The sequence below is a fragment of the Bacteroides eggerthii genome, from assembly GCF_025146565.1.
Taxonomy (GTDB): domain Bacteria; phylum Bacteroidota; class Bacteroidia; order Bacteroidales; family Bacteroidaceae; genus Bacteroides; species Bacteroides eggerthii.
In genome coordinates, this window is sequence record NZ_CP102258.1 from 912035 (window position 1) to 925517 (window position 13483).

Sequence of the window (13483 nt, forward strand, 5' to 3'; positions counted from 1 at the left end):
AAAGCGTAAAGAAAGTTGCTCATTTCATTCCGGCATCCATTTCCCTTTAAGGAAAGCCCGGGCTTTCTCGATAATGGTATCTATGTGATTGGCTTCATCCGCTTTATCCATATCAACTTTGATGTCAGGTTCTATGCCCCATTCTATCTGTTCCATATCTACACTGAAATGCGGACTGGCTGAAAAACGGACGGTCCATCCGTTAGGCAGTTCGGAGGTAAAAGGCATGCCGGAGCCGCCGCCGGTGTTGTCGCCCATGATAGTGACATTGGGCAGGCAACTCATCTGGTTCACAAAATCGTTGGTGGCACTGTATGAACGGCGATTGGTCAATACCACCACTTTCTTTTGCCAACGTATGCTGTTGCTGGGTTCCAATTCTATGGGATAGGGCTCGGAGAAGTCATTGTGACCCTTACCCGTTTTATGGCGGATGTACCCGGTCAATACTTTTTTGTTGGTGAAACGGGCAGCGATGCGTGTGGAATTGGTTACATTACCACCGCCGTTGCTGCGTACATCAATGATAAGTCCGTTGCATGCGGCAAGGTAGGAGAGTATCTCATCCAGATTCCCATCACCGATTCCCGAGGAGAAACTTTCGTAACGCATATAGCCGATGTTGTCCTCGAATATCTTGTACTTGACGCCTGCGGCAGTGCGGTAGTCGGTACTGGCTTTACCCAAATATACATCTTCTACAATATCCTCGCGAAAGTTGCGCGGGTAGTCCTGATACCATGCATCATAATAAGATACATTGTGGGCGGAAGCGAGGTTTACATGCCCGTCCTTCAGCTCGTTCAACATATTTCCCAAGACTTCGAACAAGCCTTCGCTGCTCATAGTGTTGGTGATGAGTTTGCTGTATTTGTCATGTATGGCATTCCAGTCTATCTGTTTGTATTCCAAAAAACAATACTGCTCATCGATAATCTTCCATAGGGCTTCAAAGTTGCCCTGTGGAGTATTGGTCACCTCTTCTTCGCGGATGCAACTGCTCAGCAGAGGAAGTACGACAATCAAAAGTGCTATTTTTTTTAGAAGTCCCATCATCTTATTCTTTTCTGGTCTATCATCTTACCGCCCTATCGCTTTCTTTTCTTGTTCTTCAATAAATACACCTCTTTTACGAAACCCACCATGAATACATGTGAGTAGGTGTGTGTCTTTATAGCGTTTACGTTGGACTGTTGGACATCCCATATATAGGCAAAACGCATCTTGGCACGTCCTATCGGAAAGTCTGCCGTCAACATCTGCCGCAGTGAGGGCTGGTTGTGTAATGAGGTGAATTTCACAACTCCACTGCTGTTCCCCAATGAGAAGATTTCATAATAGGATTGGCCGTAATGCGGTGAGAACATCACTCCCATTAATGGCAGGTTGACCTGATAGCGCAATGTCAGCGGGTAGTTCTTTATGCGTAAGTCCCAAACAGCCATGCCCGATGCATCTAAGTTGATATAGGCGCGTGCCGATGCCGGATTGTTGGTGTTGCGGAGGTTATAGACGAAACCGCCGTTCAAGTCGGCAAGACCGCCGGCGAGTAACTTGAAGTTACTCGTGATGGGAAAGTTATAGTGCAGACCATAGTTCCAGTTGGCCAATGCGGAGAATGTATTGTTGTTGTCCACTTTGTTATGGGTATACCCGAGGTCGGCTTGAAAGAAGCTCTGCAAGGACAGTTTGCCGTCCATCCATTTGGTCATGCGCATGCTCTCACGTGAGACGCGGAAATCTATTCCGGTATATTCCTGAGGAGACAGATATGTGTCGAATACGTTCGTAAAGCCTACGCCGTACATGGTGGCGCGGGTCACGAGACGGCTTTGCTCCAGCCTCTCCGCTTCCACAGGAAGCTGGGCCTGCATTGTTTTGCTGTGCAATAACAAAAGCAGGCAGATAACCGGTATTACCGGTTTAGGTAGTTTCATGTTCCTTGCTGTCATCGTTGTTAGAGAACAATTTCATTTGTCCCGTCAGTTCATCCAGAATGTCACCTTCACTCTTTCCATGATCCGGATCCAGTATTTCGGCTTCTTCCTCCTCGCTGCTTTCGGCGTGCTGTGGGGCTTCCGGCTGACGGAGAGGCTCTAATTCATTGATGGTGTCCAGTGTGTAGGTAGTCAGTCGCTTCCCTTTGGCTTTGAAACCTTTCACTGCAATGAATTCGTCCGCATCAACTATCAGTGGTTCGCGGAAATTGTCATGTCCTCCGAATACGACTTCCAGTCGTGGATAATATTCGTCAGTCAGCAGAATGAGGCGGCTGTCTTTATTCTCGCCCAAATAGTTCTGCTTGCGGTTACTCGCCTCAAAGCAGAAACGCTTGATGTAGGGATAGCCTTGCTGGTCGGCATCATAGAGGACGGCTGTCCAGACCTTGTGCGGATCGTATTTCTCCAGTACCCGTATGTTGTCTTCGTAATGGTTGTTCACGTCGAAATTGCTGGTGTAGAATTCGCCGTTGTTCAGCACAACCAGAATTTGTTCGTCGCTCTGGAACTCACCGAGGTATTCTCCGCGGCCGTCATAATTGAGACGCAACACATCTTGGTCGAACCATACTTTCCGTCCGCCCAGTGTAGAACCGCCGCGTTGCTTCAAGGCTATCTTATGAACCGGGTTACGGGTGAGTATGTTACCCATAGCCTGGCGTCCTTTGATGTTTATCTGGCTGAAGTCTTCTTCGAAGATTATGCGGCGTATACGCGGATTGGGTTTGAGGGTTACTTTGATAACCTCAGCCTCACCGTTGGGATTGGCTGTGAAATATACGATACGTGAGTCGGGAGTGCCTTGTGTCACGTCATATTCGCGGTCGCGTACTACGGAAGTTACAGCAAAACGCTTGATGTAGTGCGTGCCTTCTTTCCCGTCGCGGTAGACAACATTGTAAATGGTGCGTTTATCGTTCTTCTTGAATACGTTGGCATAGAGGATATTCTTGCCGACAAACTTCTTATCCGTTACCGGAGTGATGATGTAACGTCCGTCCCGGAAGAAAATTATGACATCATCAAGGTCGGAACAGTTGGCTATGAATTCATCTTTCTTCAAACCTGTGCCGATGAAGCCCTCCTCGCGATTGATATATAGTTTTTCATTGGCTTCTACCACTTTAGTGGAGTCAATCGTATCGAAGTTGCGTAACTCCGTACGACGCGGGAAGCCTTTACCGTATTTTTCTTTCAGCATGCGGAACCAGTCTACCGTATATTCCACGATATTTGCCAAATGGCGGTCTATCTCCTCAATGTCCGCTTTCATACGGGCAATCAGCTCTTCGGCCTTGTCGGAGTTGAACTTGAGGATGCGTGCCATTTTGATTTCCATCAGCTTGAGAATATCTTCTTTGGTCACTTCGCGGATAAATGTGGGGTAGTAAGGTGTCAGACGCTCATCAATGTGTTCGCAGGCAGCATCCATATTCTTGGCCTGTTCGAATTCCTTGTCCTTGTAGATACGCTCTTCAATGAATATTTTTTCCAGTGAAGAGAAATGCAAGCTTTCCAGTATTTCGTTTTTACGTATCTCCAGTTCTTGGCGTAGCAGAGCCAATGTGTTGTCTACGGACTTCTTCAGTACATCGCTGACGGTGAGAAAGTGTGGTTTCTGCTCATCAATAACGCAACAGTTCGGAGAGATGCTGACTTCACAATCTGTAAAGGCGTAAAGCGCATCAATCGTTTTGTCCGATGATACGCCGGGAGCAAGGTGTACCAATATCTCCACATTCCCGGATGTGAGGTCTTCTACTTTCTTTATCTTGATTTTTCCTTTTTCGCTTGCTTTGACGATGGAATCGCAGACACTGGCTACTGTTTTTCCGTAAGGTATCTCCCGGATGACAAGTGTCTTGTTATCTACCTTTTCTATTTTGGCGCGTACACGTACAGCGCCTCCGCGCTCACCGTCATTATACTTTGACACATCAATATTGCCTCCTGTCTGAAAGTCGGGATAGAGTTTGAACTCCTCGTTGTGCAGGTATTTTACAGACGCATCACAAAGCTCATTGAAGTTATGCGGCAGTATCTTGGACGAAAGTCCTACGGCAATACCTTCCACGCCTTGCGCCAGTAAGAGTGGAAATTTGACGGGCAGTGTCACCGGCTCTTTGTTTCGTCCGTCGTATGACAGTTTCCATTCGGTTGTTTTGGGGTTGAACACCACGTCGAGGGCAAATTTGGAAAGGCGCGCCTCGATGTAACGGGGAGCAGCCGCACTGTCTCCTGTGAGAATATTACCCCAGTTTCCCTGACAGTCGATAAGCAAATCTTTCTGACCGAGTTGTACCAGTGCATCACCGATGCTGGCATCGCCATGCGGGTGAAACTGCATGGTGTGTCCTACGATGTTGGCCACTTTGTTGTAGCGTCCGTCTTCCATGCGACGCATGGAATGTAGGATGCGTCGTTGTACAGGTTTCAACCCGTCCATGATGTGAGGTACGGCACGCTCCAAAATTACGTATGAGGCATAATCCAAAAACCAGTTCTGGTACATGCCACTCAACTGGTGCTTGATGTTTACATCATTGGTATCCGCAGGTTTATAGTCCGAATGTCCTTCGCCTCCTTCCGGAAGCTCTTTATCCAACTCGTCTTTTGGTCCTTCAAAGTTTTCACTCATATTTGTTCGGGAATTGTCTATTCATGAATAACTGCTAATTTGGCAGTTGCAGGCAAAAATACGAATTATATTCCATTAAAGAAAACCTGTATCGGAGTTTTTTGAAACGGTTCTTTGTTCTGTGTTCGATGAGTGAGGATATAGGGAAAGCGTGAATTATACAAATCGGTACTGTTTCATTGCCGATTTGTATAATTCACGCTTGATTTTATGTTATAGCTTTTGTGCTGTGATCTTCACAAAGTTGACTGCCCGTTTTTTAATGATCACGGAAATTCCATTTGGAATTGTCGCTGTTCATATCGAATTTGCCAAGTGAAGGGGTGCTGTCACCTACGGACACCAATACCAGTTCTTCATCAGTGCCGGGGACTTTCTTGGGCATGATGCGGTAAGTGCCGTCAATGAGTTGCTCTATTCTCCAAAGTTGTTCGGGAGCGCCGGTAAATTCGGGTACGGTTGAGACCTCAGCATCTGCTGTGGCTGTCAGTGCCCGGTTAGTGCCTTCAATTACTATTTTGTAGTAAGGAGCTCCCAGATATCCGCCTGCATCGGGTACGGCTGTGATTGTCCAGCGTTGGTGAGGACGGAACATATAGTCACCGATTCTTACATCAATATTGCCTTGCGGCCATGTACCTATTACCTCTTCCAATGTCTGTGACTTTAAAGGTTGGACAGGTTCTTTACTCTCTTCCCAAAAACGGTGTCTGACACTTGCCATACGTACAAAGTCAACGGCAAGTTCAAGACCATAGCCTCTGCGTTCGGATTCTATTTCATAGGTTCCTTCCTTAAATACTTCACCTGCTACCGGCCAGTCGTTCTTCCATAAAAGAGGACGTATGGCGAGTACGCTACGACCGCCGCGGTCAAAGTCGGCCTCAAAATGACATGACATTTTTTCTACTCCGTCAGTCTCGATGAAACGTCCGAAATGTCCGGGACCGGTTTGGCGATTTCCTGCGGCAAGCACCATTTTTCCGCCACCTTCCAGCATATCTCTGCCCATATTGTCAATGTATGGCCCTGTAACCTTGCGTGAACGGCCTACTACAATATTGTAAGTGGAATTAGGCCCGTCACAGCAAGTGCCATGTGTACCGAGCAGGTAGTACCAGCCGTTGCGATATATCAAATCGGTAGCTTCACAATCAATAGCGATATTGATAGGCTCGTTGCCTTCTACTCGTTTACCGGTGGCGGGGTCGAGCTCTACCAGTCGGATAAAACCGAAATAAGTACCGTAAGACAACCATAAGCGGCCATCGGTAGGATCAAGTAACAGTCCGGCATCAATAGCGTCGCAATCTTCGTTGTCCTCTGATGAGGCAACGGCTATCGCTTCTGTATATTTGAAATCTGGTGATTTAGGGTCTAGTGTCTTGTTCCACATTGTCAGCACAGTACCGCGATGACTGCCTCCAAGACCTCCGCCGGTAGCACTGTAAGCAATTAGGTAACGGTCGCCAATCTTTACGGCATCGGGAGCCGCACCTCTGCCGGGCCTCACTCCACCGCCGTTCCATGTCCAGCCATCCTCGGAAATCAATCCGCCTCCGCCTGTGCCGAAAGTGTAATATTTTCCTTCACATTCCATGATAGTGGAAGGATCGTGTATATAAGGTTCTCCGATTTGTGCGGTTGCTTTCTCTGATATCAGCAGGGATAATAGGGTTGCGGCACCCAAGAATATAGTTTTTGTTTTCATGGTTATTTATAACTAATGGTAATGTTCTTAATAGGTGCTCCTTTTTCATCAAGGAGACGGATACAAAAATCACTCATTCCGGGACCGTTAATGATAGCTCCACGTATAATGTTTTTCCCTTTCTTCAAGGTCAGGCGTTTGGACAAGCAATCGTCCTTAACCATACGGCGGTCACCGGACAAAATAACAGCCTCCTCACCATTAAGCCACCACATAGAAGCGGAATTTGAACCTACTGAAATCCTGACGTTTGGTATGTCTTCCGGACAATTGATAACTGTAACTGCCCAAAACAATACGCCGTATATCTGCTTTTGAAGATTGGATGCAAAACGAAATAGTTTCACATTAAACAGGTTGCTGTCAAGTGCATGCCAGGTTAGTTTCTGCTTGCCTACTTTCACTTTGTCACCGTCTTTGGGCAATACGGTGAACTGCTTGGGAAAGTATTCGGTAGCAAATGCTTCGCGAATATAACTGTCTGTAAATACAGTATTGCTGCGGTTAGGCTTGTCAATAGGTTCAAGCAATAGCCAACGCCGTATGAAACCTTCATCATCAGGATACATGACATCGGTGGTTCCCGGTGAAAAATAAGGAGCCAAAGGAAAGCCGGCCTCTTTGTTTTGTGCATATACATGCACACTCATTATGGTGGCGAGGCAAATCGCCAACAATGCTTTGTAATAAGGAATTTTCATTATTATAAGTGTATTTCTCAATGAGACATTAATTATTTTCTAAATAGCAGCGGAACAAATTCTTTCAGGCATCTGCGCCAAGTGAGGAATTCATGGGCTGTGCCTGGAGACTCGTAATAGATATTATTGATACCGGCAGCCTTCAGCCCATCGCTGAGTTTCTTGGTTCTTTCGGGACGCTCTTCCGAACCGATGCCCAGGAAAAAGACATGAACTTTGTCGTTGAATGCTTTGCGGTCTTTAAATGCTCCGTTGTAAGTAGTGTCAATATTCGGCAGATCAATGCTGCCTGCTCCACTGAAACCGCCTATATAAGCAAATTTATCTAAATTATTCAGTGTTGTGTTGAATGTAAGAAGTCCACCCCATGAAAGTCCTGCCATTGCGCGGTTTTCCCGGTCGGTCAATGTCCGGTAGTTGGATTCGATGTGCGGGATAATTTCATTCACCAGAATAGCCGGAAACTGAGCCCCGAATTTGGCTCTGGCTTCAGTGGGACTTTCACCCGGTTTGTTTTTGAATACTTCAATATTGCCGTTGTCCATTACTACAATCATAGGCTTGGCTTTACCTTCGGCAATCAGATTATCCATAATGAAATTCATTTTGCCCTGGTTGGCCCAGCTTGTTTCATTTTCTCCCATTCCATGTTGCAGATATAGCACCGGGTACTTTTTAGAAGGGCTTTTATCATATTCTGCCGGTGTGTAGACCATACATCTGCGCCATTCCTGACGGATGTTGGAATAATACCAACTTTGGCTTATTAGTCCATGAGGTACATTCTTGATGGCGTAGTAATCGACTCCTTTTTCCGGAATTTCAATGCCGCTTACCCATTTACCCATGCCGAAAAACGGTTTACCGTTAGGGTCAGCAGTACTTACTCCATCCACTATAATCTGATAGTAATGGAAGCCGACAACTTCAGGCTCTTTCGATACGAGCGACCAATATCCATCTGCTTCTTTAGTCATTTCACCGCGGAAGCTGATTTCTACTTTTTGTGCATTGGGGGCAAATACTTTGAAGTGTACCCGACGGTCTTCGCCTATACGGGGATACTCGGCCCCGTTGATGTTGTGTTCGTTGGGAACTGTTCCTTCCGGAAAACTTTGCTGTTGGGCGTACATTGTTAAGGGTAGCGCCAATAAAGATGAAAAAAGAAGCTTTAATGCGTTTTTCATAATTTGAATATTTAAAAAGGTGTGTAATTAAAATTATTTGTGATTGTCGTTATTTGAAAAGGAGTGGAGCAAACTGATATAAGCTTTCACGCCATACAGGCCAGGTGTGACCGCCCGGAGTTTCAAAGTAAGTGTACTTGATACCTATTTGGTCAAACCGTTTCATCATTACCTGGCAATTGTTGTAAGCTATATCTTCCTTGCCGCCCATGGATATCCAGAATTGCTTCAGTTTTGTATTATAATCGTCTTTTTTGTCTTGTAACATTTTGTAGTATTTCTCGTTGTCATTGCCGCCTCCGAAAGGAGTAGGGTTAGCCCACCAACCGGAGCTGAATATTCCTAAATAGGCAAAGTTGTCGAGATTAGGAATACCGACATTCAGGGTCTGAATACCTCCCATGGAAAGTCCTGCCAATGCGCGGTTATTGCGGTCGGTTTTTACGCGAAAGTTTTTTTCTACAAATGGGATGCATTCTTTGAGGAGCTCACTTTCAAAGTCGTGAGTGTTGCCGTCCGTCATGACAATAATCATGGGTTTTGCTTCTCCTTTAGCTATCAGGTTATCCATAATGATGTCGGTACGTCCTTGGTTGGCCCAACCGCGTTCATCTTCACCACCGCCATGTTGCAAATAGAGTACGGGGTAGGATTGTGTTGAGCTGTCATAGCCTGGTGGACAGTATACGAACATACGTCGCCAATCATTGGAAGTCTTTGAAAAATAGCGTTTCATGCGGATGTCCCCATGAGGCACATCTGCCATATAGAAGCGCACATCACCCTCTGGATAAGGTATTTCAACACCACTTGCCATCATGCTACATCCATAGAACGACTCACTTGCCGGATCTGCAACGGATATTCCGTCAATAATAAGAAAATAGTAATGAAAACCTTGCGTGAGAGGATCTGTAACACCACACCATTCACCGTCGGCATTGCGGACAAGATCGTATTTGCGGCCTAAATTAATCTGTACCTTTTTAGCATCAGGCGCTTTTATTTTGAATTCTATACGGTTGCCGGGTAACAGGCGTGGGTATGCGGCATTGCGTACATTGAGTTCGCCACGTTGGCCGGGCAACATGGATTCACTCTTTGCCGGACGACCGGATTGTGCCATGAGAATTCCCGAACATACTGCTTGGAATAATAGGAAAATAAGGATTCTGTTCATAAAGTAATCTATATTTTAGTTGTTATCTTTGCAAAGATAGTCGTGCCGTCGGCCTTTTTCTTTGTACTTTTGAACACTTTCCTTACACTTTTAAATATAGATTCTCTATTTTCTCATTATTGACTTAGTATTGGAAAAAGTAATATTTGTATCTTTGTCATGATTTAAATAAAGAAACCTTATATATATGAAAAACTCATTATTGTTATTTTTAATCTTTTTCTTACTCAGACCTTGTAATGCGATTTCTCGAGATTTTACGTTTAGTAATATCAATGAGTCATTTGGTATTTCTATGCGGGAAATAACCGCAGCAGTGCGTGACGATGATGGGTTTATTTGGGCTGCTTCGCGTTCGGGAGTCCTGCGTGTGGCATCCGATGATTATCGGCTTTACCAGCTTCCATTTGCTACAACCGATGTGCTGCAGCTTAAAATGGCCAGTCGGGGCAGTCTGTTGGTGGTTGCAACTCAAAATGGACAGGTCTTTCGCTATAATCGCATCCTGAATAAGTTCGAACAGTGGTTCACTCTTTCATCATTATTGGGCAATGATAATTGGGTCACTAATCTGTTGATAGATGTTGATGGGAAGGTGTGGATAAGTACTAGTATCGGTATCTTTTTTTGGACAGGTAAAGAAGTTGCTCGGGCATTTGATGATATGGCAGGTGTTTCTAATATTGCATTACTGGAGGATTGTCATGCATTGGCTTTTGTACAATCATCCATATATCATATTGATACCCGTAAACATACGTATACCAAATTGTGCGGTCATCTTCCCACTCTTATATCATCCGCCCGTTTTGATGCGCATGCCGGACGTGTCTGGGTGGGTACTTATGATGCGGGATTATGGGAGTATGAACTTACCACTCAGACAGCCCGGAAAGTTGCGGTTCCGCATTTTCCACAACTAATTGTGCGGGATATTCTGATACCTGACTCTACTTCCCTTTGGGTGGCCGTTGATGGAGGGGGGATATGGATACTTGATTCAAAAGCTTGTCGGGTACAGCAGGTAATACGAGAGGATGTTGACAAGCCTTCCTCTTTGAGGGGTAACAGTGTCTATTCTTTGCTGGCTGATAATCATAACCGGATATGGGTTGCTACCAATGGCGGAGGTTTACAATATACGGAGACTGCAAGTGTTGATGTGGAGCATCTGATACATGGCATCAACAATTCGCAATCATTACATAATAATGAGGTAAATCACATCATGGCCGATAGCCGGGGAAATCTTTGGATTGCAACGAATGATGGCATCAGTTTGCGTAACGCTAATACTCTTCAATGGCATCAGCTGTATAGTGGACGGCAGAGGGCCTTTTTATCACTGGCTGCCGATAAGAAAGGACATATTTATGCCGGTACTTATGGTGAAGGTGTTTACGTGCTGGATGAGGTTACGGGACGTGAGTTGCGTCATTATACAAGCGATGATGGTAACATATTCGGGGCAGGTGGCTTTGTATTCGCTGCTTATACCGACAGTCAAGGAGATGTGTGGCTGGGTGGCGTAAGAGGCAGTGTGTATTGTTGCAATTCTGCCAGTGGAAAACTTCGCGCTTATGACACGCAACCCGTTTATTGTTTTGCGGAACTTTCACCCGGACAGATTTTGTTGGGATGCGCTTATGGCTTGTTGCTAATGGATAAAGAAACCGGAAAGTTTGATGTCCTTTTATCCGGTAATACGATACATGATATTGCTGTAGACGGACATACGATATGGGTTTGTACTTCAGGCAATGGTATGATAGGACTGGATATGCGTACAGCCAGACAAACACATATTACTACACAGCAGGGATTACCCAGTAATTATATCAAAAGCGTATTGTTGGCCGATAATAATTTGTGGATAGGTACAGATAATGGAATATGCTGTTATAATCTTACCAATAAGCAAATACGAACTTTCGGCACCCAGCAGAATTTGGCAAATGTGTCGTTCAGTGTCAATGCAGCCTGCCAACTGCCGGATGGGAGATTAGCTTTCGGTAGCAACAGCGGTGCTGTGTTGTTTTATCCCGATAGGATTGATACAGTTTCTGCTTTGGGGCGTATTTATTTTTCGGATATACGCGTATCGGGCCGTTCCATTCGGGAAATAGCTGATTTTAATTTGTCTGTACCAATTGACAGCCTTTCTGTGTTACATTTGAGTTATCCGCAAACTTCTTTCACCTTGTCGGTGCTTCCGTTGGGATGTGTCGGTAAGTCCGTTGCTTTTTCATGGAAATTGATGGGGCAGGATCATGTGTGGAGTACTTATACGACCAGCCGGTATATCAACTATACCAATTTGCCGGCGGGAAAATATACATTATGTATCCGGTTATCCGATGGCAGTCTTTTGTCGGAGCGGCAGATGTCTATTGTTGTAGATCCTCCTTTTTGGAAAACGATATGGTTTCGATTGTTGCTGACAGTTGTAATAATCGGAGTGTTATTTCTTGCAGTTCGCTATTATATGCAATACTTGCGCCGCCGTTATTCAGATGAGAAAATACGTTTCTTTACACGTATGGCACATGATATACGTACCTCACTGATGCTTATTAAAGCGCCCATAGAGGAATTGCATAAAGAAAAGGAACTCTCATCGTGGGGAGCTAAGTGTTTGACTTTAGCTTCTGAACAAACTGCAAGATTATCTGATACGGCCACACAACTGCTCGATTTTGAAAAGCTTGATATCGGATGTGAACAACCTCAGTTTACAGATATCAGCCTTACTGATTTGATAAGACGGCGTACCGGAATATATGCATCGTATGCGGCCGGACAGCAAATAGATCTTTTAGCTGATTTGACGCCGGAAGATTATTGGATACAAGCCGATGCACGCATGCTTGAAAGGGTAGTTGATAATCTGCTTTCCAATGCGGTGAAGTATTCGTCCTCCGGTGGACGTGTTGAGGTATCTTTTATAGGAAAAACGGATGAGTGGATACTGCGTGTCAAGGATTATGGTATGGGGATCAGTAAAGCGGCGCAGCGTAAACTGTTTCGTGAGTTTTACCGAAGTGACAATGTTGTAAACACACAAATAGTTGGTTCGGGGATTGGCTTGTTGATGACCAAAAAGTATGTCTCTATCCATAATGGGAAAATTGCCGTAACCAGTGAACTTGGTGTGGGGACGACTTTTGATGTAACTGTGCCTTTGAGACCTGCTTCTAAGACAAAAGCCGCTGATATTCCAGCTATTAGTAATAAAGTTGATGAGCCGGTAATGGATGATGTGGAAGCACATGATATGCATATTCTTATCGTAGAAGATAATCATGCTTTACGCGAGTTTATGGTACATCCGTTGCGTGAGCATTTTCGTGTGACTACTGCCGATGACGGGCAGCAGGCTTGGGAAATGATGAACGAATTGCAGCCTGATCTTGTGGTCTCCGACGTTGTTATGCCACGTATGGATGGTTTCGAGCTTTGCAGAAGGATCAAGTCTACTTATGAAACATCCCACATTCCTGTAATTCTGCTTACTGCCCTTTCTGATAAAACCAACCAATTGCATGGATTGGAATTGGGAGCGGATAACTATCTGACCAAACCATTTGATATGGCGTTGTTGGCAAGCCGTATCACGTCTATTATCCGCAATAGACGCACTGTACTTCAGAAGGCCATTGAGGTGAAACGTGATGATGCCCATTCTATTGTGGCAAATCGAATGAATGATGAGTTCATCAAGAAAGCGGTTGAATGTGTGCGTGCAAATATTGCCAATGAGAATTTCGGTAAAGAGGATTTTGCATCTGCTCTTGCCTTGAGCCAGTCATTGCTTTATAAGAAAATCAAGGCGCTTACTAATTTGTCTGTGGTGGAATTTATCCGTTCAATTCGATTGAACTATGCGATGGAAAAACTTCGTTCGGGAGAATATAACGTGACAGAAGTGAGTGAGATGTGCGGGTTCAGTACACCTGCGTATTTTAGTAAGGTCTTTAAGGAATATTTTGGAAAGACACCGACGGAAGTTATGTAAGGATATTTAGTAGATTTCCTGAAATTAGGTTTTATGGGAAATATACTTTAT

General features: G+C 44.9%; 8 protein-coding genes. 1 reads left to right on the forward strand and 7 read right to left on the reverse strand.

Annotation, left to right across the window (positions count from 1 at the left end; translation table 11 throughout):
* Positions 1-24: 24 nt before the first annotated feature.
* The 7 genes from NQ546_RS03790 to NQ546_RS03820 form a co-directional block, all read right to left on the reverse strand.
* Complete coding sequence (locus NQ546_RS03790) at positions 25-1056, reverse strand: S41 family peptidase (protein ID WP_004292089.1); 1032 nt, start codon at positions 1054-1056, stop codon at positions 25-27.
* A gap of 32 nt (positions 1057-1088) precedes the next feature.
* Complete coding sequence (locus NQ546_RS03795) at positions 1089-1937, reverse strand: DUF3316 domain-containing protein (RefSeq protein ID WP_004292090.1); 849 nt, start codon at positions 1935-1937, stop codon at positions 1089-1091.
* Positions 1924-4638, reverse strand: a complete 2715-nt coding sequence (locus NQ546_RS03800; protein WP_004292092.1) for a DNA gyrase/topoisomerase IV subunit A — start codon at positions 4636-4638, stop codon at positions 1924-1926. The genes NQ546_RS03795 and NQ546_RS03800 overlap by 14 nt, the downstream gene beginning before the upstream one ends.
* 259 nt (positions 4639-4897) lie before the next feature.
* Entirely contained in the window at positions 4898-6349 is a 1452-nt protein-coding gene (locus tag NQ546_RS03805) for a family 43 glycosylhydrolase (RefSeq protein ID WP_004292093.1), read from the reverse strand.
* 2 nt (positions 6350-6351) lie between these two features.
* The gene (locus NQ546_RS03810; RefSeq protein WP_004292094.1) at positions 6352-7050 is read right to left on the reverse strand and encodes a hypothetical protein; all 699 of its coding nucleotides are present in this window, start codon (positions 7048-7050) and stop codon (positions 6352-6354) included.
* Between the two features lie 32 nt (positions 7051-7082).
* Positions 7083-8237, reverse strand: a complete 1155-nt coding sequence (locus NQ546_RS03815) for an alpha/beta hydrolase-fold protein (protein WP_004292095.1) — start codon at positions 8235-8237, stop codon at positions 7083-7085.
* A gap of 49 nt (positions 8238-8286) precedes the next feature.
* Positions 8287-9417 (reverse strand): alpha/beta hydrolase-fold protein, encoded by a 1131-nt coding sequence (locus NQ546_RS03820; RefSeq protein ID WP_004292097.1) that lies wholly within the window; start codon positions 9415-9417, stop codon positions 8287-8289.
* Between the two features lie 295 nt (positions 9418-9712).
* Between NQ546_RS03820 and NQ546_RS03825 the strand changes: the two genes are divergently transcribed.
* The gene (locus NQ546_RS03825) at positions 9713-13432 is read left to right on the forward strand and encodes a hybrid sensor histidine kinase/response regulator transcription factor (protein ID WP_004292098.1); all 3720 of its coding nucleotides are present in this window, start codon (positions 9713-9715) and stop codon (positions 13430-13432) included.
* Positions 13433-13483 lie beyond the last annotated feature (51 nt).

Coding starts and splice junctions, on each gene's coding strand:
- NQ546_RS03790 (WP_004292089.1), bottom strand. CDS start 1,056: ATGATGGGACTTCTAAAAAAAATAGCACTTTTGATTGTCGTACTTCCT.
- NQ546_RS03820 (WP_004292097.1), bottom strand. CDS start 9,417: ATGAACAGAATCCTTATTTTCCTATTATTCCAAGCAGTATGTTCGGGA.
- NQ546_RS03825 (WP_004292098.1), top strand. CDS start 9,713: ATGCGGGAAATAACCGCAGCAGTGCGTGACGATGATGGGTTTATTTGG.
- NQ546_RS03795 (WP_004292090.1), bottom strand. CDS start 1,937: ATGAAACTACCTAAACCGGTAATACCGGTTATCTGCCTGCTTTTGTTA.
- NQ546_RS03810 (WP_004292094.1), bottom strand. CDS start 7,050: ATGAAAATTCCTTATTACAAAGCATTGTTGGCGATTTGCCTCGCCACC.
- NQ546_RS03815 (WP_004292095.1), bottom strand. CDS start 8,237: ATGAAAAACGCATTAAAGCTTCTTTTTTCATCTTTATTGGCGCTACCC.
- NQ546_RS03800 (WP_004292092.1), bottom strand. CDS start 4,638: ATGAGTGAAAACTTTGAAGGACCAAAAGACGAGTTGGATAAAGAGCTT.
- NQ546_RS03805 (WP_004292093.1), bottom strand. CDS start 6,349: ATGAAAACAAAAACTATATTCTTGGGTGCCGCAACCCTATTATCCCTG.